Origin of the sequence: Streptomyces sp. NPDC051315 (genome assembly GCF_044455165.1) — a bacterium.
In the GTDB taxonomy this organism is placed as follows: domain Bacteria; phylum Actinomycetota; class Actinomycetes; order Streptomycetales; family Streptomycetaceae; genus Streptomyces.
In genome coordinates this window covers 237,163-256,967 of record NZ_JBITEN010000012.1, presented here as the reverse complement: position 1 = coordinate 256,967, position 19,805 = coordinate 237,163, and the positions used below count along the sequence as shown (strand labels likewise).

Here is a 19,805-nt window from a genome sequence, read left to right as displayed (position 1 = left end):
ACAAACCGATAGGATCGCCCCATGCGCCGTTCGAAAATCGTCTGTACTCTCGGCCCCGCGGTCGACTCCCACGAAATGCTCGTGTCGCTGATCGAGGCCGGCATGAACGTGGCCCGGTTCAACTTCAGCCACGGCACCCACGCCGAGCACCAGGGCCGGTACGACCGGGTCCGTGCCGCCGCCAAGGAGACCGGCCGGGCCATCGGCGTCCTCGCCGACCTCCAGGGCCCGAAGATCCGTCTCGAGACCTTCGCCGAGGGGCCGGTCGAGCTGGTGCGCGGTGACGAGTTCACCATCACCACCGAGGACGTGCCCGGCGACAAGACGATCTGCGGCACCACCTACAAGGGCCTGCCCGGCGACGTCTCGCGCGGCGACCAGGTCCTCATCAACGACGGCAACGTCGAGCTGAAGGTCCTGGACGTCGAGGGCCCCCGGGTGCGGACGATCGTCATCGAGGGCGGTGTCATCTCCGACCACAAGGGCATCAACCTGCCCGGCGCGGCCGTCAACGTGCCCGCGCTGAGCGAGAAGGACATCGAGGACCTGCGGTTCGCGCTGCGCATGGGCGCCGACCTGGTCGCGCTGTCCTTCGTCCGCGACGCCAAGGACGTCCAGGACGTGCACCGCGTCATGGACGAGGAGGGCCGCCGCGTCCCCGTCATCGCCAAGGTGGAGAAGCCGCAGGCGGTGGAGAACATGGAGGACGTCGTGATGGCGTTCGACGGTGTGATGGTCGCCCGTGGCGACCTGGCCGTCGAGTACCCGCTCGAGAAGGTCCCCATGGTGCAGAAGCGCCTGATCGAGCTGTGCCGGCGCAACGCCAAGCCGGTGATCGTCGCGACCCAGATGATGGAGTCGATGATCACCAACTCCCGTCCGACCCGCGCCGAGGCCTCCGACGTCGCCAACGCGATCCTGGACGGCGCCGACGCGGTGATGCTGTCCGCCGAGTCGAGCGTGGGCGCGTACCCGATCGAGACCGTGAAGACGATGTCGAAGATCGTCGCCGCGGCCGAGCAGGAGCTGCTGAGCAAGGGTCTGCAGCCGCTGGTGCCGGGCAAGAAGCCGCGCACGCAGGGTGGTTCGGTGGCCCGTGCCGCCTGTGAGATCGCGGACTTCCTCGGGGGCCGCGGCCTGGTGGCCTTCACCCAGTCCGGCGACACCGCCCGCCGTCTCTCCCGCTACCGCGCCGCCCAGCCGATCATCGCGTTCACCACGGACGAGGGCACCCGCAACCAGTTGGCGCTCAGCTGGGGCGTGGAGTCGCACGTCGTGCCGTTCGTGAACAGCACCGACGAGATGGTCGACCTGGTGGACCAGGAGATCACCCGGCTGAACCGCTTCGAGCCGGGCGAGATCGTCATCATCACCGCCGGTTCACCGCCCGGTGTCCCCGGCACCACCAACATGGTCCGCGTCCACCACCTGGGCCAGGGCTCCCGCGACTGAGGAGACGGCCCGTGAGGGCGTTCGAACGGCGCTGAGGGCGCCCCCCTTGTGACAGGGGGGCGCCCTCAGCGTGTGTGCGGCTCCCGAACGGGCTTGTGGGGTGGGTTACTCGGTGCTGTAGACGTGCATCCCCGGGACGTGCAGGTCGCCGCCGAACTGGCCGGCCTGGACGACCTTCACCTTGGTGAAGTAGATCAGCGGGATGTTCAGCGGGGGCGGGCTCTCCGGGCTGAACGTCACCGGGATCAGACCGAACAGGTTCCCCGAGATGCTCTCGGTGTACATGATCGTGTCGCCGTTGCGGATGGTGGACGTCGTGCCCGCGCCCGCCTGGACGTGGTACGTGACGCCGGCCTGCTTGTCGTTCACCGTCTGGTGCAGGTCGCCGATGTCGGTGCCCTCGGAGATGACGTACTTCAGGACCTTCTTCTTCGTCCCGTTGGCCGTCTTCACCTCGACGATGCCCTGGTAGTCGGCGCCCTTGAGCAGCAGCGAACTGGCGTCCAGGTACCAGGGGTCGTCCGCCAGCGGCACCTTGTTGTCGACACCGCTCTCGTCGTCGGTGGCGACCGGGCAGTCCTCCGCGTCCGTCGTCTCGCTCGCCGACGGGCTCGGTGAGGCGGTGGCGGCGTCAGCGGCGTCGGAGGCCTCCTCCTCGGCCTTCTCCGCGGTGTCCTCGGCCGCCTCGCCCGCCTTCTCCACGGTGTCCTTCACCGCGTCGCCGGCGGCGTCGGTGGTGTCCTTGGCGGTGCCGGAGCCGTCCGTACCGGAGCCGTCCGTACCGGAGCCCGAGGAGCCGGAGTCCGACGACGTGTCCCCGCCGGTGCCCGCGGCGGCGGACCCGGAGGCCGACGGCGACGGGCTCGCACCGGCCGTCGCCTGGGCGTCCTGGCCGTCGAACAGGTCGGTGATCGCGTCGCCGATCGTGTCCAGCACGTTCTTGTCGGTCTCGGACGGCGACGGGCTCTCCGCGGCGGTGTCGCCGCCGGACGAGGACGTCGACTTCTCCGGCTCCGACGCGGAGGGGGAGGCCGACGGCGTGGGCTCGGCCCCGCCGCCGGCACCCGCGTCCGAGGAGGAGTCGTCCGAGGTGTCCTCGCCGTCCGGGGAACCGCCGGACGAACCACCGGAGTCACCGGAGCCGTCCGTCGCGTCGTCCTGGGAGTCGTCCTTGCCCTCGTCCGCCGAGTCGCCCGAACTCTCCGAGGCGGAGGGCGAGGGAGAGGCCGACGCGTCGGCGTCCTGGTCCTCCAGGGCCGCGACGCACTCCTTGTACTCGTCGATGGTCAGGTTCTTGGAGGACGGCTGGTCCTCCGCGTTGGCGAGGGTCGGCGTGAACCCCATGCCCATGAGGACCGCCGTCGGCATGGCCGCCAGGGCTATCACCTTGCCGGCCGGCATGTGGAGCCGGGTGAACAGCGGCTTCTTGGGTGCCGCGTGGCGCGGCCCGGTTCTCACACGGGCAGCGTCCACATCGCTCCCGGTGGTCACCTCGTCAGCCGGCACTGTGCCTCCCGTTCGCCCCGTTGGCCGGGCTCGTTCCTGACAGATCGTTCGGCTCGTCCGCGGTGCCGGCGTTCTTGGTGAGGCCGGGGCCGCCCGTGCTGTACGGGTTCACCGTGGCCTCCCCGGCCGGGGCGCCGCCGTCCGGGTACACGCCGGCGGGGGTGTTCCCCGGAGCCGCGCCCGCCGGCGGCGCCGGCTCCGGCGCGGGCGGCGCGCCCGGCGCCCAGGACACGGCCATCGCCCCGCCGATCAGCGCGAACAGGAAGCCGATGAGGAAGCCGCCGAGGTTGGACACCGGGATGGACACCAGGCCGAGCAGGATCGCCGCGACACCCGCGAAGACCCGTACGTGCTTCTGGAACCACAGGCTGACGCCCAGTACGACCAGCAGCACACCGATGATCAGGGAGCCGGCGCCCGCGGTGGTCGCCATCGCCAGCGTCAGATGGCCGATCTGCAGGTGTGCGTACGGGAAGTAGGCGATGGGGAGTCCGCTGAGGAGGACGAACAGGCCCGCCCAGAACGGCCTTGTGCCCCGCCAGGCGCGGAACTGCTGCCTCCGGTGGGTGAACTGGCCGGTGGCGACAGGGGTCTCGGCGCTCATGGAAAACAGCTCCCTGGTGCGGCGTTGCTGTGGTGGAGATGGGGGCCGCGAGTGAAGACGCGGCGCTTCAGACTGGACGGGCGGGGGCGCCAGTGGCTCCCCCGCCCGTCAGAGAGTGCTTAGTAGCACTCCTTGACACCCGTCGACAGCGACATCTTCAGGCCGCTGAGCTTGAAGGTTCCGGCGGTGGTGGCCCACGCCGTCTGCTTCACGTCGGTCAGGACGGCCGACTCGGCCTGCTGGGCGAACCCGTAGGGGTTGGCCTGCTCGCTGCCACCCTTCATGCCCGGACCCTTGTTGAGGTCCTTGGCGGCCACACCGATGTCGATGTTCTTGAACGTGGCGTCGGCCGCCAGGTCCTCGACGTCGATGTACAGGTTCTCGGCCTCGACCGGCGTACCGCCGCCGCCCGCCTTCAGGGTCAGGCTGACCGACCCGAGCAGCGGGATGTTCGGGGTGACCACGGACTGGCACATGTTCGTGATCGAGGCGTTCTTGAACGCCGAGACGGCGACGGGGTGAGCCGTCTTCTTGCCGTCCAGGGTGTAACCCGAGTCGAGCGCACCGTACTGCGAGAAGCCCGTGCCGACGAGCTTGTCCGCGGTGACCTTGAACGACTGGCCCGACACGCTGAACGACGCGGCGAGCGCGCCCTGCGCGAGGGCGATGCCTATACACGCCGTAGCGGCGACGCTGGGCACCATGACCACAGCGAACCGCTTCCATCTGGTCCCGCCACGCACCTGGGACTCCATAGTTCCTCCTTCTCGGACGTACATCTCCTGACCCCGACTCACCGTCGAAAGCGGCGGCTCAGCCGGGCAGGGATGGGAGAAGTGCTACGTCCTCGGGAAGGGGAGCGCCCGCACTCGGAGGCGCGAACCGCGCACCGATCACCGGCGATCACCCCCGAGCGACAACCACTGGTCGCGCCTGACACGCATCACGCACAACCTTGCTGGACAGGCTTCGCCTCAGCGAAGACCCCCCTGCCCAAGAGCCGGCGCCACTGCCGTCGGCTCTGCTCGGTGGGGACCCAGGAAAACCCGTTGACCCAACCGGCTGTCGGGGTACGGGATTGGACCGAGCGTGGCCGATCGTGGTGCATTCTCGCCGCCCGCACAAGGGGGTTCGTTACTCGCTAGTAACGGGCGGATAACCGAACAACGACCCGGAGGTCTCGGCCGACGACTCAGGGTGGCGTCAAAGCCCGGAACAAAACTATTGATCGCTGGACGAAACCAGACAGAACCCAGCCCCCGACTTACTTGCAGTAACAGCGGCCGCGATTACCAAGATTTGGTAAAGCGCGGCCGCAGGGAGGCACCGTGGGCAGAACTTTCACGCGGGCACCACAGGCCCAGGCGTTTAGCGACTGGTCAGCACCGGACGCTTGATCCGGCTCAGAACAGCGCCCGCGCCAGGGCCCGCCGCGCGGCGGCCACCCGGGGATCGTCGGGCCCGACCACCTCGAACAGCTCCAGCAGCCGCAGCCGTGCGGCGTCCCGCTCGTCGCCCGCCGTGCGCTGCACGGTCTCGATGAGCCGTCCGAACGCGTCCTCGACATGACCGCCCACCAGGTCCAGGTCGGCGGCGGCGATCTGCGCCTGCGCGTCCGTCGGCCTGTCGGCGGCGTCCTTGCGCACCTGCTGCGGGTCCATGTCCTGCACCCGCTGGAGCAACTCGGCCTGCGCGAGACCGAGTGCGGCCTCGGTGTTGCCCGGGTCGTCGGCGAGCACGTTCTGGTAGGCGCGTACGGCACCGGCCAGGTCGCCCGCGTCCAGTGCCTGTACGGCGGCTTCGAGCAGGGCGTCGTAGGGGCCGGCCTGCTCGGCGGGGGCCGCGGTACGGCCGCCGGGCTCGGCGTCGGCGTCGACGGTCAGGCCGGTCAGACCGAAGCGCTGCTCGGCGACGGTCACCAACTGGTCGAGGGTCTGCCGGATCTGCGCCTCGCCGGCGGCCCCCTGGAAGAGCGGCAGCGCCTGCCCCGCGACGACGGCGAACACCGCCGGGATGCCCTGCACCCCGAACTGCTGCATCAGCATCTGGTTCGCGTCGACGTCGATCTTGGCGAGCAGGAAACGGCCGTTGTACTCGACGGCGAGCCGCTCCAGGACCGGGCTCAGCTGCTTGCAGGGCTGACACCACTCGGCCCAGAAGTCGATGACGACGGGCACCTCGGCGGACCGCTGGAGGACATCCCGCTCGAAGCCCGCCTCATCGACGTCGATGACGAGATCGGCGGGCGAGACGGCCCCCGTCCCACCCTGCCGGGCGGCTTCGGCGCGTGCCTGCTCCGCCTTCGCCTTGGCCTCCTGGGCCGCCTTCACCGCGGCGAGGTCGACGACTCCGCTCATGGACATGTTCCGTGGCTGCATGCGTCTATCCTCCCCCGTTCCCGCGTGTGCGTGAAAAGCGATCCGAAAAGTGCGCCGGGTCCCCACCCAGCGCCAGGGGATCGCGGCCCGCGCACGTCCGGCACGAGCCTCCGCTCAGCTTTCGCTACGACCCGTAGCGTAATGCCGCGGGGGGTGCCCGTGGGACCGCTTCCCGGTGATCTCCCTCACTACGGCTCGTACCGGCCCGGGAACGGCCGGATATCGTCGAAGGATGCAGAGCCGCACCCCCGCCGGCCGTACCGGCCGGCCGCGCAGTGCCGCCGCGGACGCCGCGATCCTGGCCGCGACCCGGGAGGCACTGGTCGAGCTGGGCTGGTCCAGGCTCACGCTGGGGGACGTGGCGACCCGCGCCGGGGTCGCCAAGACGACGCTCTACCGCCGCTGGGCCGGCAAGAACGAACTCGTCGTCGACGCGGTCGCGGAGCTCTTCGGCGAACTCGAACTCCCCGACCGCGGCAGCCTCGCCGCCGACATCGAGGGCGTGGTCCTCCAGTTCGCGGCGATCCTGGCCCGCCCGGAGGCCAGGAGCGGTCTCATGGCGGTGGTCGCCGAGGCAACCCGCGACGACGCCCTGCGCGAACGCATCCGCGCCTCCATCGTCGAACCCCAGAAGGACCTGGTCCTGGAGGGCCGGGCCCGCGCCCAGGCGCGCGGTGAACTCCCCCCGGAGACCGACCCCGAGGACTCCGCCCGCACGGTCGACCTCATCTTCGACATGGTCGCGGGCGCGGTGGTCCACCGCACGCTGGTGAGCGCGGAACCGGCGGACGAGGAGTGGGTGCACCGCTTCACGGCGATCCTGGTCGGCGGTCTCGCCACCACCTCGGCCGCGTCCTAGTCGGCCTCCGGCGAGCCCTCCGGGCCAGAGCGCGCGCGGCGCGGCGATCCGGAGCCGTCTAGAAACCCGCCGGCTCCGTGTACACCCCCCACTCGTCCCGCAGCACGTCGCAGATCTCGCCCAGCGTCGCCTCCGCCCGCACCGCGTCGAGCATCGGTTCGATCATGTTGCCGCCGTCGCGCGCGGCCGCGAGCAGACCGTCGAGGGCGCCGCGCACGGCGGCGTCGTCCCGGGCGGCCCGGCGCGCGCCCAGCACCCGCACCTGCTCCCGCTCCACCTCGTGGCTGACCCGCAGGATCTCCAGGTCCCCGGTGACCGACCCGGTGTGCGCGTTGACGCCGACGACCTTCTTGTCCCCCTTCTCCAGGGCCTGCTGGTACCGGAACGCCGACTCGGCGATCTCCCCGGTGAACCAGCCGTCCTCGATGCCGCGCAGGATCCCGGAGGTGACCGGCCCGATCGGGTGCCGCCCGTCGGGGTGCGCCCGCAGCCCCCGCTCCTTTATCTGTTCGAAGATCTTCTCGGCGTCGGCCTCGATCCGGTCCGTCAGCTGCTCGACGTACCAGGAACCGCCCAGCGGGTCGGCGACGTTGGCGACGCCGGTCTCCTCCATCAGGACCTGCTGCGTGCGCAGCGCGATCTCCGCGGCCTGCTCGCTCGGCAGCGCCAGCGTCTCGTCCAGGGCGTTGGTGTGCAGCGAGTTGGTGCCCCCGAGCACCGCCGCGAGCGCCTCCACCGCCGTACGCACCACGTTGTTGTACGGCTGCTGGGCGGTGAGCGAGACGCCGGCGGTCTGGGTGTGGAAGCGCAGCCACTGCGCCTTCTCGCTCCTCGCGCCGTAGACGTCCCGCATCCACCGCGCCCAGATCCTGCGCGCCGCGCGGAACTTCGCGATCTCCTCGAAGAAGTCGACGTGCGCGTCGAAGAAGAAGGACAGGCCCGGTGCGAAGACGTCGACGTCGAGCCCGCGGCTGAGCCCGAGTTCCACGTACCCGAAGCCGTCGGCGAGCGTGTACGCCAGCTCCTGCGCGGCCGTCGCCCCGGCCTCGCGGATGTGGTAGCCGGAGACGGACAGCGGCTTGTAGGCGGGGATGCCGGCCGCGCAGTACTCCATCAGGTCGCCGATGAGGCGCAGATGCGGCTCGGGCGGGAAGAGCCACTCCTTTTGCGCGATGTACTCCTTGAAGATGTCGGTCTGCAGCGTGCCGTTGAGGACGGCCGGGTCGACGCCCTGGCGCTCCGCCGCGACGAGGTACATGCAGAAGACGGGCACGGCGGGCCCGCTGATCGTCATCGAGGTGGTGACGTCCCCCAGCGGGATGTCCTGGAACAGCACCTCCATGTCCGCCGCCGAGTCGATGGCGACCCCGCAGTGCCCGACCTCGCCCAGCGAGCGCCGGTCGTCGGAGTCGCGGCCCATCAGCGTCGGCATGTCGAAGGCGACGGACAGTCCCCCGCCGCCGTTGGCGAGGATCATCTTGTAGCGCTCGTTGGTCTGCTCGGCGTTGCCGAACCCCGCGAACTGGCGGATGGTCCAGGTCCGTCCGCGGTAGCCGGTCGGATACAGACCGCGCGTGAAGGGGTACTCCCCCGGCCATCCGATCCGCTCGAAGCCCTCGTACGTGTCACCGGGCCGGGGCCCGTACACCGGCTCCACGGGATCGCCGGAGAGCGTGGTGAAGTCAGCGTCGCGCTTGCGTGCGGCGTCGTACCGGGCCTGCCAGCGTCGGCGGCCCTCCTCGATGGCGTCAGCGTCCATACCCTCGAATTTACTAGGACGTCCTAGTAAATGTCGATGGCTGACCGCCGTACGCGTCCGTACGGCGGTGGTGACTACGCCTTGGCGACGGCCGCCGCGTCCTCGGAGACCTTGGCCTCCAGCTCACGCGAGACGTTCCGCTCCACGAAGAAGGCGGCCGTGGGGATGGTGCCGGCCAGCAGCACCCACAGCAGCTTGCTCACCGGCCACTTCGCCTTGGAGCCCAGGTCGAAGGCGAAGACGAGGTAGACGACGTAGAGCCAGCCGTGCGCGATGGAGACGGCACGGGTGGCGTCCGCGGCGCCGTTCACGTCCAGGACGTACTTGCCGATCATGCACAGGCACAGCAGGACCAGCAGCACACCGGTGACGTAGGCCATCACGCGGTAGCGGGTCAGCACGGTCTTCTTCATGCCGTCGAGCGTAACGACCCGTTCCGGGAGATCTTGGGGCGGGTCACTCCTCGTCGAAGTCGTGCGCCGCGATCCGCAGGGGCCGCAGCATCGCGAAGATCTCCGCGCACTCCTCCGCGTCGTACACCCCGAGCCCGAAGTCCATCGCCATCAGGTCGCGGGTGGCGGCCTCGACGACCTCGCGGCCCTTGTCGGTGATGGTGGCGAGGGTGCCGCGGCCGTCGTTGGGGTTGGGCCGTTTGGCGACCAGACCCGACCTCACCAGGCGGTCGACGGTGTTCGTCACGGACGTCGGATGCACCATGAGCCGCTCGCCGATCTTCGACATGGTCAGCTCGCCCTCCTTGGAGAAGGTGAGCAGCACCAGCGCCTCGTAGCGCGCGAACGTCAGCCCGTACGGCTTGACCACCGCGTCCACCTCGGCGAGCAGGATCTGGTGGGCGCGCATGATCGAGGTGATCGCGGCCATGGACGGCACGTTTCCCCAGCGCTGCTTCCAGAGCTCGTCCGCGCGGGCGATGGGGTCGAAGGGGAGGCTGAGCGGCTTCGGCACGGCATCAGACCCTACCCGTCGGTCATATCGTGGTCAGCCCCGTCTCGGCTTTCGGTCAGCGGGGCCTTCCCCACGGGCATCCGCAGCCTCACCGGTCCCCCCGGTGACGGCGGTCAGTAGAGCCTGCGCAGCCCGAGGACGTCACCCCGGCCCAGGGTACGGGCGCTCGTCGAGCAGGCGAACGAGTTGGTGAACATGGTCTGGCCCTCGTGGCCGGCGCCGACGTGCCCCAGACCGAAGACGTGACCGGCCTCGTGCGTGGCGACGCTACGGATGTCGTACGCGTTGGCGCAGTGGTCACCGGGGTTGTTCGTGAAGGTGTAGTCGCCGGTGTTGAAGCGGACGTCTGCCTCCTTGAGCCAGTCCGGGCCGCCGGGCACCGGCCGGCTCCACGAGCAGGTCGTGGCGACGACCCCGCCGCTGAGGTTCCCGGCGTCCCAGACGCTCACCCCGTCCCGCGCGGTGCAGTGGGCCCCGCCGTCGACGTCGGCCTCGTGGTGGGTCACGGAGTGGTACGCGGCGCGCGCCCCGACCGCGTCGCCGTAGCCGCAGTCGTTGCGGGTGCCGGTGATGGTCCCGATGGCGGCCTCGAAGGCACGGCGGGCGTCGGCGGGGGAGAGACCGCCCGGCAACGGGCCGTCGCCGATCCACCAGTCGTAGGTGCCGTACTCCTTGTGGTCGGCGACGGCGTAGGCGCTGTCGGCGCAGGCGGCGCGGGCGGCGGCGGGCGGGCCGGCGGCGTGCGTGTGCTCCTCGGACCCCGCGTCGGCCGCCAGATCGTAGGAGACCGTGCCGTCGGCGGCGACCTCCAGGGTGAAGCCGTGCCGGGAGCCGTCCACCGCCAGGGTGTCGACGGTGACCTTCATGCCGGGCTCGGGGACCGTGACGCCGGCGCCCTCGTGGGTGACGAGGCGCCCGACGGCCGCGCACTCGAGCACGGAGGATCCGGCGGGCAGGTCGTCCACCGTCAGCGGGCCGCGCCCGGGCGCGCACCCGTCGCCCGCGCGCGTGGGCGCGTCACCGCCCCTGCCCGCCGCCACCGTCACCGCCAGCACCACCGCCGCGACGACCCTGCCCGCCCGTCCCGGCCCGTGACGACCTGTCACTTCGCCTCCGCCCTCAGGTCCGCCCCGCGGGCGGAACATGATCGGTTCCCGGAGAGGTTAGCCGTCTCATCCAAGATGAAAACCATGCGAATGTCCCCCGTTTGAGCGATCGCTCAAACGGGTGTACCGTCCCCTCACAAGTTTTGAGCGATCGCTCAAACACGGTCTCGACCTGGGGGGTTCACATGGGGCTGTACATCGAGACGCGGATCCGCGCCACTCTCGACGACCTGTGGGCGCGGACGCAGGAGCCGGCCCGGCATCAACGCTGGGACCTGCGGTTCACCGAGATCGAGTACCTCCCGCGGGCGGCCGGGGACCCGCAGCGCTTCCGTTACGCCACACGCCTGCTGCCGTTCGTCACGATCGCCGGGACGGGCGTCTCGGCGGGTGAACGCGAGCGTCCCGACGGCACCCGCACCTCCGCCCTGCGCTTCGCCTCACCGCACCCGCTCTCGCTGCTCGCCGAAGGCAGCGGCTACTGGCGCTACGTCCCCGACGGCGACGGGGTCCGCTTCCTCACCGGCTACGACTACCGCCCCCGCTGGGGCGCCTTCGGCGCGCTCGCCGACCGGCTGGTCCTGCGCCCGCTGATGGGCTGGGCGACCGCCTGGTCCTTCGACCGGCTGCGGCTGTGGCTGGAGCGGGGCATCACCCCGGAGCGCGCGCTGCTCAACTGGCTCGCGGAACTCGCCGTGCGCGCCCTCGTCGTCACCCTCGCCTGCACCGGCCTCGGCCTCGAGTCCCTGCTGCTCCTCCTCGGCCCGTTCGCGGCCTCCACGGCGTACCTGTGCCCGCTGCTGCTGAGCGTCGTCGTGTGTCTGGCGCTCTTCACGGCACCGCTCGCCTCCACCCCGGCCGCCCGCCGCTGCCTGCGCACACCCCCGGCACACGCGCGTGCGCCCCGTGTCCTGCGCTCCCTGGAGAACCCGCGATGACCTCGATCTTCCGTACGGCGATGGGCTCCGACTTCGACCGTCTGCACCCGCGGCTGCGGCGGCGCTTCTCGGTGGGACTGGCCGGCGGCCAGGCGTGCACGGGGAGGGGCGTGATGGACCGCATCTGGCACGGGCCGGCGTTCGTGAAGCCCTTCCTGGCGCTGGGCGCCACCCGCAACATCCTCGTCCCGCGCGCGGGCCGCTCGGTGCCCTTCGTCATCGAGAACGTGCCGTACCTCGACTCCTACGGCCGTGAGACGGTGACCTTCGTGCGTACCTTCGATCTGCCCGGCCGCGCCCGCCGGTTCGACGCCCAGATGGTGCTCGGTCCCCGGGGCGACCGGATCCTCGACTACCTCGGCACCCACCAGCACCTCGCCACCGACCTGCACTTCCACGCCGAACCGGACGGCTCCCTGCTGATCCGCTCCGGCGAGCACCGGTTCCGTGAAGGGGCCGTGGACGTGCGCGTGCCCGAGCTGATCGGGGCCACCGCCGAGGTGCGGGAGTCCTACGACGAGGACGCCGGCCGCTTCCGGATCCGCGTCGACGTGGTGAACCGGTACGTCGGCCCGCTGTTCGGCTACGAGGGCTCGTTCACCGCCACCTACACGGACGTCCGCTCCCACGGTGTGCGCCCCGGGCTGCGGCCCGTGCGCGAGGAGGCCCGCGCGTGAGTCCGGAGACCGCCAAGTCCCTGGAGACGAGGACCCGGCTCCTCGAAGGGGCGCTGCGCACCCTCACCGAACAGGGCATCGCCAAGACGTCGGCCCGCACGGTCGCGGCGACCGCCGGGGTCAACCAGGCGCTGGTCTTCTACCACTTCGGCTCGGTCGACGAGCTGCTCGCGGCGGCCTGCCGGTACGGGGCGGAGCGCACGGTGGCGCGCTACCGGGCGCGCTTCGAGACGGTCACCTCGCTGTCCGAGCTGCTCGTCCTCGGGCGGGAGATCCACGAACAGGAGCGGGCCGGGGGCCACGTCATGCTCCTCGGCCAGCTCCTGGCCGGCGCCCAGACCCACGAGGCGCTGGGCCCGGCCACGGCCGCCGGCCTCGACCTGTGGATCGTGGAGATCGAGAAGGTCCTGCGCCGGGTGCTCGCCGGCACCCCCTTCGGGGAGTTCACGGACCCGGCCGGGCTGGCCCGGGCGGTCGCGGCCTCGTTCGTCGGGATGGAGCTGTACGAGGGGGTCGACGCCGCGGGGGCCACGGCGGCGCTCGACGCGCTGGAGCAGCTGGGGATGCTGGTGAGCGCGGTGGAGGAGCTGGGGCCGGTGGCGCAGCGGGCGGTGCGGCAGTACCTGCGGCGGGCCTCCGGGAAGCGGTGAGGGACCCGGCCGGCCCCCGCGCGCCTGCCGCCTCCCGCGCTCACTGCCCGGGCGACGCAGGCGCGCGTCCCGGCGGGCCTGGCGCTCCTCGCCCTCACTCCCCGGGCGACGCCAGATGCCGCTCGACCGTCGCCACCTTGGACGTCAGCCCGTCGGTCACTGAGGGCCGGATGTCCGCCTTGAGGACCAGGGAGACGCGCGGCGCCCGCTGCTCGACGGCGGCGACGGCGCGCCGGACGACGTCCATGACCTCGTCCCACTCGCCCTCGACGGACGTGAACATGGCGTCGGTGCGGTTCGGCAGCCCGGACTCGCGGACCACCCGGACGGCATCGGCGACGTACTCCCCCACGTCCTCGCCGACGCCGAGGGGGGTGACGGAGAAGGCGACGATCACGAGGCCTTCACCACGCCCTCACGGCGGGCGCGGGAGGCGATGACCGCGTCCTCGGCCTCGCGGCGGAGCTTGCGGTCGGCGAAGAAGCCACCGGTCGGCAGGACCGACAGGACGAAGTAGAGGGCGGCGGTCTTCAGGGACCACCGCGCGCGGTTCCAGGCGTCCGCCCAGAAGATCACGTACAGGACGAACAGCACGCCGTGGACCATGCCCATCACGGGCACCGCGTTGAAGTCCGTGGTCCGCTTCAGGACCGAGCAGACGAGGAGCAGCAGGAAGGAGATGGCCTCGGGGCCGGAGACCAGGCGGAGGCGGCGGAGGGCGGAGGCTGTCTTGAGGTCCACGGGTCACCTTCGGATGGGGGATACGTCGAGGATCCGGTCTTTGTGAACGCACGCACAAGCGTTCGCCCATTGTGGCAAACGACGACAGCGGGCGGGGCAGCGGGTCCGGGACCGCCGCCACAAGGGTGGGCAGACACACCCCTAGGGGTGCGTTCAGGGGCGATCTCCACCCGTCGGCTCTGTCGGCGGAGGCCCCCGGAGGCTATTTTCGCAGCGTGGCGATGTTCCGACTTCAAGGCAGCAAGGTGCTGGCCGTCGACATGACCGGGGACGCCGTGAAGGCGAAGAACGGCTCGATGGTCGCGTACGACGGGCAGATGGCGTTCAAGAAGCTCAGCGGCGGCGGGGAGGGGCTGCGCGGGATGGTGACGCGGCGGCTCACCGGCGAGCAGATGACCGTGATGGAGGTGAGGGGGCAGGGGACGTGCTGGTTCGCGGATCGCGCCTCAGAGATCAACCTCGTCGATCTCCAGGGGGACAAGCTGTACGTGGAGTCGAGCAACCTGCTCGCGACGGACGCGGGACTGCGGACGGGGACGAGCTTCACGGGCCTGCGCGGCGCCTCCCAGGGCAACGGGCTGTTCACGACGACCGTCGAGGGCCACGGCCAGGCGGCGATCACCTCGGACGGACCCGCGGTGGTGCTCAGGGTCAGCCCGCAGTACCCGCTGACCGTCGACCCGGGGGCGTACATCGCGCACCAGGGCGACGTCCGGCAGTCCTTCCAGTCCGGCGTGACCTTCCGCACGTTCATGGGCGAGGGCGGCGGCGAGGCCTTCCAGATCCGGTTCGAGGGGGACGGCCTGGTGTACGTGCAGCCGAGCGAGCGGAACACGATCGCGGGGGACGTCTGACATGCCCTTCCGCGAGATCAACTCCAAGATGGTCGAGGCGACCGTCCTGCCCGGCCAGCGGCTGTTCAGTCAGCGCGGCGCGATGCTCGCCTACAAGGGCGAGGTGTCCTTCACGCCCAACACGCAGGGCGGCCAGGGCGGCGTGATGTCGATGATCGGCCGGCGGCTCGCCAACGAGGACACCCCCCTGATGACCGTGGAAGGCAGCGGCACCGTCCTCTTCGGGCACGGCGGCCACCACGTCCAGGTCATCCACCTCACCGGCGACACGCTGTACGTCGAGGCGGACCGCCTCCTCGCCTTCGAGGGCACGCTCCAGCAGGGCACGATGTTCATGGGCTCCCAGGGTGGCGTCATGGGCATGGTCCGCGGCCAGATCAGCGGCCAGGGCCTGTTCACCACCACCCTGAAGGGGCACGGCGCGGTGGCCGTGATGGCCCACGGCGGCGTCTTCCAGATCCCGATCACCCCCCAGCGCCCGGTCCACGTCGACCCCCAGGCGTACGTCGCCCACCACGGCGACGTCCGCAACAAGCTGTCGACCGCCCTCGGCTGGCGGGACATGGTGGGCCGCGGCTCCGGCGAGGCGTTCCAGCTGGAGCTCAGCGGCAGCGGTGCGGTGTACGTCCAGGCGTCGGAGGAGAAGCTGTGACCACCTACCCGGGCACCGGGCCCACCGTCTTCGACCCCATGACCCTGCCCGTCGACGACAACGTCAACGCCTACACCTTCTGCGTGGAGCTCAAGGGGAGCCAGTGGTTCCTGCAGAAGGGGAAGATGATCGCCTACTACGGTTCGATCGATTTCAACGGCATCGGGCACGGCCGGCTGGACCGTCTCGTGCGTACGTCGTTCCATTCGCCTCTGCACGCGAGCGACTGGGTCGTGGCCGAGGGCCAGGGCAAGATGCTCCTCGCCGACCGGGCCTTCGATGTGAACTCGTACGACCTGGAGGACGGCAATCTGACCATTCGCTCGGGCAATCTGCTCGCTTTTCAGCCAAGTCTGTCGCTGAAGCAGTCGATCGTCCCGGGTTTCCTCACGCTGATCGGAACCGGAAAGTTCGTCGCCGCATCAAACGGTCCGGTGGTGTTCATGGAACCGCCGATCCGGGTGGACCCGCAGGCGCTCGTCGGCTGGGCCGACTGCCCCTCCCCGTGCCATCACTACGACCACGGGTACATGACCGGCCTCATGGGCGGTCTACGTGCGCTGACGGGCCTGGGCGGGGCCTCCGGGGAGGAGCACCAGTTCGAGTTCGTGGGGGCCGGCACGGTGCTGCTCCAGTCGACCGAGACGCTCATGGCCGAGCAGGCCACGGGGACGGTTCCGCACGAGCCGGGGGTGCCCGGTGGCGGCGGACCGCTGGGGGGACACGGCGGCCAGGGCGGCGCACCGCGCCTTCCCGGACAGCTGGGAGACCTCCAGCGGCGCTTCGGGCTGTGAGCGGTAGTCTGCGGAGGGTGACGTCGAACGTGTGCGCGCCGTCACCACACCACCCCTCACTAGTTCGCCTTTCAACATTTTAGGTAGACTTCATTCATGGAGACCGAAACGGCCACGCGCTGGCTGACCGATGCGGAGCAGTGCGCCTGGCGCACCCACCTGGAGGTCAACAGGCTGTTGACGTATCAGCTCGAAAAGGACCTGCAGCCGTTCGGCCTGACAATGAACGACTACGAGATCCTGGTGAACCTCTCCGAGTCGGAGGACGTACGGATGCGGATGAGCGACCTCGCGTCCGCCACCCTCCAGTCCAAGAGTCGCCTCTCGCACCAGATCACCCGCATGGAGAACGCCCATCTGGTGCGCCGTGAGAACTGCGAGTCGGACCGGCGCGGCCTGTACGCGGTCCTCACCGAGCACGGCATGGAGACCATGAAGAAGGTGGCGCCCCATCACGTGGCGTCCGTGCGGCGGCACTTCATCGACCGCCTCTCCCCCGAGGCCCTCGTGGAACTCGACAAGGCCCTGAAGCCCATCGCGGAGCACCTCCGCGGGCAGCGGGGACGCCCGTAGCGGCAGTGGTCACCCGGTGGTCGGCAGGCGGAGCTCGAACAGGGCTCCGCCTGCCGCCGTTTCCCGGACGGTGAGCGTGCCGCCGTGCCGTACGGCCACGTCGCGGGCGATGGCCAGGCCCAGGCCCGCCCCGCCGTCGTCACGGCTGCGCGCGTCGTCGAGCCGGACGAACCGCTCGAAGACGCGCTCGCGGTCCGCCTCCGGGACGCCGTCCCCGTCGTCGGAGACCTCGACGACGGCCCACCGCCCCTCCCGCCGTACCGCCACGGCCACCGCCGAGCGGGCGTGCCGCCGGGCGTTGTCGAGGAGATTGGCGAGCACCCGCCCCAGCTGCCCCCGCGATCCGGCCACTTCCACGGGCTCCGCGTCCACGGTGACCCCCGCCCGGTGGGCCGTCTCCTCCCGGGCCAGCGCCGCCAGGTCCACCCGCGTCCGCCCCGGCCGCTCCCCCGCGTCCAGCCGGGCGAGCAGCAGCAGGTCGGCGGCGAGGTTCTGCAGCCGTACGGTGTCCTCGACGGCCCCCGGCACGTCCAGCAGTTCGGGGTGGGCAACACCCACCTCCAGCTGGGTGCGCAGGGACGCGATGGGGCTGCGCAGTTCGTGCGAGGCGTCGGCGACGAAGCGGCGCTGCCGCTCCACGGCGGTCTCCAGCGCGGCCAGCGTCTCGTTCGTCGTCCGGGCGAGCCGGGCGACCTCGTCGTGGGTGTCCGGCTCGGGCACCCGCCGGGCCAGGTCCGCGGAGGCGGTGATCGCGGCCATCTCCCGCCGGATGCCCTCCACCGGGCGCAGCGCCCGCCGGGTGACCAGCCAGGTCACGCCCGCGACGACGGCGAGCAGCAGCGGGAACCCGATCAGCATGACGGTGAGGGCGGTGCGGACGGCACTGCGCTCGCCGGACAGGGGCGCGCCGGCGTACACGGTGAGGGTGCCGCGGTCCTCCGTCTCGACCTGGACGGAGGCGAAGCGGTAGTCGGCGGTGTCGCCGTCGACGGTGGCGGAGCCGTCGCGGTAGGAGGTGTCCTCACCGATCTCGCCGGGTCGGAGGTCGGAGCCGGCCGCGGACTCCTCGTCGGCGCCGTCGTCCGAGTCGCCGTCACCGTCGCCGTCGCCGTCGTCGTCGTCCGGGGGACCGGCGGGGGCCGTCGTCGGTGCCGCCGTCGGCCGGACCGCCCCGGTGCCCGCCCCGCTGATCCGCTGGAGGTCCTCGGTGGCCGCGACCAGTGTCCCGTCCTCGGTCAGGACCTGGACGGGACGGTCGTCGTCGTCCAGGGACAGCCGGGCGTAGGACCGACCGGCGGCCAGCTGGACGGCGACCTCCCGCGCGGTCCGCTCCGCCTCCGCGCTCGCCTGACCGCTCAGGTTGGACCTGAGCGACAGCAGGACGGCCGCCCCGGCGGCGACCAGCGCGACGGCGACGACGAGGGTGGCGCCGAGCGTGGCCCGGGCCCGTACGGAGTGCAGCCGGCGTCTCATCGCCCCGCCTCCAGCCGGTATCCGGCGCCGCGGACCGTCCGGATGAGCCCGGCGTCCAGCTTGCGGCGCAGCGCGCTCACGTACACCTCGACGATGTTGGGATCGCCCTCGTAGGCGAAGTCCCAGACGTGCTCCAGGATGTCCGCCTTGGACACCACCTCACCGGCCCGCACCACGAGCTGCTCCAGGACGGCGAACTCCTTGGCGGTGAGCACCGCCTCCTCGTCCCTCAGGAACACCCGGCGCGCGGCGGTGTCGACCCTCAGCTCGCCGAGGACGTGCACGGGCGAGGCACCGGCCCCCTGCCCGCCGCGCCGCAGCAGCGCCTTCACCCGCGCGACGAGGACGACGTACGAGAACGGCTTGGTCAGGTAGTCGTCCGCGCCCGTGTCCAGGCCCTCGGCCTCGTCGTACTCGCCGTCCTTGGCGGTGAGCATGAGGATCGGGACGTCGTTGCCGGCGGCGCGCAACGCGGAGCAGACGCGGTAGCCGTTCAGGCCGGGCAGCATGATGTCGAGGACGACCAGGTCGTACGGCGACTCGCCCGCCCGGTGCAGGCCCTCCAGGCCGTCGTGGACGACGTCCACGGCGTAGCCCTCGGCGGTCAGGCCCCTGGCGAGGGACAGGGCGAGTCGCTTCTCGTCCTCGACGATCAGGAGCCGGGAGGGGCGGCGCGCGGCGCCTCCGGCAGGGCGATGGTGGGTGACGGGCGGGCGCATGTCCCTCAGGGTCCCAAACCGAACCTGAAGCGATCTTCAGGTGGCTTCAGGTTCCCCTCAGCGTCGGTCGGCGAGGGTGGTTCCCGTCGCAACGAAACGACGCGATCCGTCGACACGACGTGATCGACCGGACACGGGAGGAACCCTCATGAAGCGCAAGCTGCTCATCGCCGCCGTCGCCGCGACCACCGTGATCGGCGCGGGCACGGCCGTCGCCTTCGCGGACGACGACGTGCGGGACGCCACGCGGGCCGAGGTGAGCGACACGCAGCCCCAGGGGGACACCGCGAAGGCCCGGGCGAACGGCGCGAAGCTGACCGCCGCCCAGGCGATCGCCGCCGCCCTGGCGTCCCGGCCGGGCACGGCCGTCTCCGCCGACCTCGACGACGACGGTGCCGACCGCGGCTGGGAGGTCGACGTCCTCGGCAAGGGCACCACCTCGTACAGCGTCCTCGTGGACCCGTCGAACGGCCGGATCCTCGGCACGGAGACCGACCGCGACGACGACGCCGACGAGCGCCGCGTCCTGAAGGGCGCCGACGTCACCGCCGCCCGGGCCGCCGAGGCCGCCGCCGCGAAGGGTGTCGTGACCTCGGTCGACCTGGACGACGACGCCACCGGCGGCTGGAGCGTGGAGACCACCGACTCCGCGGGCACGGAGCACGACTGGACCGTCGGCCTGAACGACGCCCAGGTCACCGCGGACCGTCACGACACCGACGACCAGGACACGGACGCCGCGGACGACCGCGACGACGACTGACCCCGTCCCTCGCACGGCGGGACGGGGGCGAGGGCGGCGGAGCCGCACCTCCTGCGGCTCCGCCGCCCGCCCGCGCCGGACCGCCGTACCCAGCGCTGGGACGCGCCTGCGACGGCGGCACGCCTGCCGCGGACGCCGTCGGCGTGGCACGCCGGCACGGCTCCTCGTACGGCCGGGACGACTGGCGGGGCCGACGCCTCGGACCGGCCGACCGCGCGCGTCGACGGTGTGTGCGAGGGCAGCGAAATTCTCCTCGCGGAAGGCCCCCGACGAGGAAGGCCCCCGACGCCCCGCCGGTCTTCTCGGCCGGCACGCTCCACCCCGGTCGCCGCGCAGGTCAC

At 71.3% G+C, this 19,805-nt stretch carries 22 protein-coding genes; 10 read left to right on the top strand and 12 right to left on the bottom strand.

Features of this window, described 5'->3' with window-relative positions:
• The first annotated feature begins 21 nt into the window (after positions 1 to 21).
• Positions 22 to 1,452, top strand: a complete 1,431-nt coding sequence (pyk, locus tag ACIBBD_RS23955) for a pyruvate kinase (RefSeq protein WP_399421523.1) — start codon at positions 22 to 24, stop codon at positions 1,450 to 1,452.
• 105 nt (positions 1,453 to 1,557) lie between these two features.
• Here pyk and ACIBBD_RS23950 read toward each other — a convergent pair whose 3' ends face one another.
• The 4 genes from ACIBBD_RS23950 to ACIBBD_RS23935 form a co-directional block, all read right to left on the bottom strand.
• Positions 1,558 to 2,958 carry a hypothetical protein gene (locus tag ACIBBD_RS23950; RefSeq protein WP_399421522.1) on the bottom strand — a complete coding sequence of 467 codons (1,401 nt, stop codon included), beginning with the start codon at positions 2,956 to 2,958 and terminating at the stop codon, positions 1,558 to 1,560.
• The gene (locus ACIBBD_RS23945; RefSeq protein WP_399421521.1) at positions 2,948 to 3,562 is read right to left on the bottom strand and encodes a DUF6114 domain-containing protein; all 615 of its coding nucleotides are present in this window, start codon (positions 3,560 to 3,562) and stop codon (positions 2,948 to 2,950) included. The genes ACIBBD_RS23950 and ACIBBD_RS23945 overlap by 11 nt, the downstream gene beginning before the upstream one ends.
• Before the next feature lie 119 nt (positions 3,563 to 3,681).
• A complete protein-coding gene (locus ACIBBD_RS23940; protein ID WP_399421520.1) occupies positions 3,682 to 4,317 on the bottom strand; it encodes a DUF6230 family protein in 636 nt (211 codons plus the stop codon).
• A gap of 648 nt (positions 4,318 to 4,965) precedes the next feature.
• A complete protein-coding gene (locus ACIBBD_RS23935; protein WP_399421519.1) occupies positions 4,966 to 5,940 on the bottom strand; it encodes a tetratricopeptide repeat protein in 975 nt (324 codons plus the stop codon).
• A gap of 232 nt (positions 5,941 to 6,172) precedes the next feature.
• Here ACIBBD_RS23935 and ACIBBD_RS23930 point away from each other — a divergent pair, with 232 nt between their 5' ends.
• A complete protein-coding gene (locus ACIBBD_RS23930; protein WP_399421518.1) occupies positions 6,173 to 6,799 on the top strand; it encodes a TetR/AcrR family transcriptional regulator in 627 nt (208 codons plus the stop codon).
• 58 nt (positions 6,800 to 6,857) lie between these two features.
• On the opposite strand, the gene ACIBBD_RS23925 is transcribed toward ACIBBD_RS23930, so the two are convergent.
• The 4 genes from ACIBBD_RS23925 to ACIBBD_RS23910 form a co-directional block, all read right to left on the bottom strand.
• Complete coding sequence (locus ACIBBD_RS23925; RefSeq protein WP_399421517.1) at positions 6,858 to 8,558, bottom strand: methylmalonyl-CoA mutase; 1,701 nt, start codon at positions 8,556 to 8,558, stop codon at positions 6,858 to 6,860.
• A 74-nt stretch (positions 8,559 to 8,632) separates the two neighbouring features.
• A complete protein-coding gene (locus tag ACIBBD_RS23920; protein ID WP_399421515.1) occupies positions 8,633 to 8,971 on the bottom strand; it encodes a DUF3817 domain-containing protein in 339 nt (112 codons plus the stop codon).
• 43 nt (positions 8,972 to 9,014) lie between these two features.
• Positions 9,015 to 9,524: a MarR family winged helix-turn-helix transcriptional regulator gene (locus ACIBBD_RS23915; protein ID WP_399421514.1), complete on the bottom strand. Its 510-nt coding sequence runs from the start codon at positions 9,522 to 9,524 to the stop codon at positions 9,015 to 9,017.
• 113 nt (positions 9,525 to 9,637) lie between these two features.
• On the bottom strand, positions 9,638 to 10,630 hold the full coding sequence (locus ACIBBD_RS23910) for a matrixin family metalloprotease (RefSeq protein ID WP_399421513.1): 993 nt from the start codon (positions 10,628 to 10,630) through the stop codon (positions 9,638 to 9,640).
• A gap of 185 nt (positions 10,631 to 10,815) precedes the next feature.
• Between ACIBBD_RS23910 and ACIBBD_RS23905 the strand changes: the two genes are divergently transcribed.
• From ACIBBD_RS23905 to ACIBBD_RS23895, 3 genes are read left to right on the top strand one after another with little or no spacing between them, the layout of a single operon-like run.
• Positions 10,816 to 11,568, top strand: coding sequence for a hypothetical protein (locus tag ACIBBD_RS23905; RefSeq protein ID WP_399421512.1), 753 nt, complete (start codon positions 10,816 to 10,818; stop codon positions 11,566 to 11,568).
• On the top strand, positions 11,565 to 12,245 hold the full coding sequence (locus tag ACIBBD_RS23900) for a DUF4166 domain-containing protein (protein ID WP_399421511.1): 681 nt from the start codon (positions 11,565 to 11,567) through the stop codon (positions 12,243 to 12,245). Before ACIBBD_RS23905 ends, ACIBBD_RS23900 begins: the two co-directional genes overlap by 4 nt.
• Entirely contained in the window at positions 12,242 to 12,895 is a 654-nt protein-coding gene (locus ACIBBD_RS23895; protein WP_399421510.1) for a TetR/AcrR family transcriptional regulator, read from the top strand. The genes ACIBBD_RS23900 and ACIBBD_RS23895 overlap by 4 nt, the downstream gene beginning before the upstream one ends.
• A 94-nt stretch (positions 12,896 to 12,989) precedes the next feature.
• Here ACIBBD_RS23895 and ACIBBD_RS23890 read toward each other — a convergent pair whose 3' ends face one another.
• Both ACIBBD_RS23890 and ACIBBD_RS23885 read right to left on the bottom strand, forming a co-directional pair.
• The gene (locus ACIBBD_RS23890) at positions 12,990 to 13,292 is read right to left on the bottom strand and encodes an MTH1187 family thiamine-binding protein (protein WP_399421509.1); all 303 of its coding nucleotides are present in this window, start codon (positions 13,290 to 13,292) and stop codon (positions 12,990 to 12,992) included.
• Positions 13,289 to 13,636, bottom strand: a complete 348-nt coding sequence (locus tag ACIBBD_RS23885) for a DUF3817 domain-containing protein (protein ID WP_399421508.1) — start codon at positions 13,634 to 13,636, stop codon at positions 13,289 to 13,291. Before ACIBBD_RS23885 ends, ACIBBD_RS23890 begins: the two co-directional genes overlap by 4 nt.
• A 221-nt stretch (positions 13,637 to 13,857) precedes the next feature.
• Between ACIBBD_RS23885 and ACIBBD_RS23880 the strand changes: the two genes are divergently transcribed.
• The 4 genes from ACIBBD_RS23880 (at position 13,858) to ACIBBD_RS23865 (ending at position 16,509) form a co-directional block, all read left to right on the top strand.
• The gene (locus tag ACIBBD_RS23880) at positions 13,858 to 14,490 is read left to right on the top strand and encodes an AIM24 family protein (protein ID WP_399421554.1); all 633 of its coding nucleotides are present in this window, start codon (positions 13,858 to 13,860) and stop codon (positions 14,488 to 14,490) included.
• A 1-nt stretch (position 14,491) separates the two neighbouring features.
• The gene (locus ACIBBD_RS23875; protein WP_399421507.1) at positions 14,492 to 15,142 is read left to right on the top strand and encodes an AIM24 family protein; all 651 of its coding nucleotides are present in this window, start codon (positions 14,492 to 14,494) and stop codon (positions 15,140 to 15,142) included.
• On the top strand, positions 15,139 to 15,936 hold the full coding sequence (locus tag ACIBBD_RS23870; protein ID WP_399421506.1) for an AIM24 family protein: 798 nt from the start codon (positions 15,139 to 15,141) through the stop codon (positions 15,934 to 15,936). The genes ACIBBD_RS23875 and ACIBBD_RS23870 overlap by 4 nt, the downstream gene beginning before the upstream one ends.
• Positions 15,937 to 16,032: 96 nt before the next feature.
• Positions 16,033 to 16,509 (top strand): MarR family winged helix-turn-helix transcriptional regulator, encoded by a 477-nt coding sequence (locus ACIBBD_RS23865; protein WP_399421505.1) that lies wholly within the window; start codon positions 16,033 to 16,035, stop codon positions 16,507 to 16,509.
• 9 nt (positions 16,510 to 16,518) lie between these two features.
• Here the strand turns inward: ACIBBD_RS23865 and ACIBBD_RS23860 are convergent, their stop codons facing one another.
• Positions 16,519 to 17,982: an ATP-binding protein gene (locus tag ACIBBD_RS23860; RefSeq protein WP_399421504.1), complete on the bottom strand. Its 1,464-nt coding sequence runs from the start codon at positions 17,980 to 17,982 to the stop codon at positions 16,519 to 16,521.
• Complete coding sequence (locus tag ACIBBD_RS23855; RefSeq protein ID WP_399421503.1) at positions 17,979 to 18,701, bottom strand: response regulator transcription factor; 723 nt, start codon at positions 18,699 to 18,701, stop codon at positions 17,979 to 17,981. The genes ACIBBD_RS23860 and ACIBBD_RS23855 overlap by 4 nt, the downstream gene beginning before the upstream one ends.
• 148 nt (positions 18,702 to 18,849) lie before the next feature.
• On the opposite strand from ACIBBD_RS23855, the gene ACIBBD_RS23850 reads away from it, so the two are divergent.
• The gene (locus ACIBBD_RS23850; RefSeq protein ID WP_399421502.1) at positions 18,850 to 19,464 is read left to right on the top strand and encodes a PepSY domain-containing protein; all 615 of its coding nucleotides are present in this window, start codon (positions 18,850 to 18,852) and stop codon (positions 19,462 to 19,464) included.
• Positions 19,465 to 19,805: the final 341 nt, after the last annotated feature.

Bases quoted from the DNA above. Each gene is read 5' to 3' on its own strand.
- ACIBBD_RS23875 (WP_399421507.1), top strand. From the start codon at position 14,492: ATGCCCTTCCGCGAGATCAACTCCAAGATGGTCGAGGCGACCGTCCTG.
- ACIBBD_RS23930 (WP_399421518.1), top strand. From the start codon at position 6,173: ATGCAGAGCCGCACCCCCGCCGGCCGTACCGGCCGGCCGCGCAGTGCC.
- ACIBBD_RS23860 (WP_399421504.1), bottom strand. From the start codon at position 17,982: ATGAGACGCCGGCTGCACTCCGTACGGGCCCGGGCCACGCTCGGCGCC.
- ACIBBD_RS23940 (WP_399421520.1), bottom strand. From the start codon at position 4,317: ATGGAGTCCCAGGTGCGTGGCGGGACCAGATGGAAGCGGTTCGCTGTG.
- ACIBBD_RS23905 (WP_399421512.1), top strand. From the start codon at position 10,816: ATGGGGCTGTACATCGAGACGCGGATCCGCGCCACTCTCGACGACCTG.
- ACIBBD_RS23855 (WP_399421503.1), bottom strand. From the start codon at position 18,701: ATGCGCCCGCCCGTCACCCACCATCGCCCTGCCGGAGGCGCCGCGCGC.
- ACIBBD_RS23935 (WP_399421519.1), bottom strand. From the start codon at position 5,940: ATGCAGCCACGGAACATGTCCATGAGCGGAGTCGTCGACCTCGCCGCG.
- ACIBBD_RS23865 (WP_399421505.1), top strand. From the start codon at position 16,033: ATGGAGACCGAAACGGCCACGCGCTGGCTGACCGATGCGGAGCAGTGC.
- pyk (WP_399421523.1), top strand. From the start codon at position 22: ATGCGCCGTTCGAAAATCGTCTGTACTCTCGGCCCCGCGGTCGACTCC.
- ACIBBD_RS23850 (WP_399421502.1), top strand. From the start codon at position 18,850: ATGAAGCGCAAGCTGCTCATCGCCGCCGTCGCCGCGACCACCGTGATC.
- ACIBBD_RS23900 (WP_399421511.1), top strand. From the start codon at position 11,565: ATGACCTCGATCTTCCGTACGGCGATGGGCTCCGACTTCGACCGTCTG.
- ACIBBD_RS23920 (WP_399421515.1), bottom strand. From the start codon at position 8,971: ATGAAGAAGACCGTGCTGACCCGCTACCGCGTGATGGCCTACGTCACC.
- ACIBBD_RS23880 (WP_399421554.1), top strand. From the start codon at position 13,858: ATGTTCCGACTTCAAGGCAGCAAGGTGCTGGCCGTCGACATGACCGGG.
- ACIBBD_RS23925 (WP_399421517.1), bottom strand. From the start codon at position 8,558: ATGGACGCTGACGCCATCGAGGAGGGCCGCCGACGCTGGCAGGCCCGG.
- ACIBBD_RS23945 (WP_399421521.1), bottom strand. From the start codon at position 3,562: ATGAGCGCCGAGACCCCTGTCGCCACCGGCCAGTTCACCCACCGGAGG.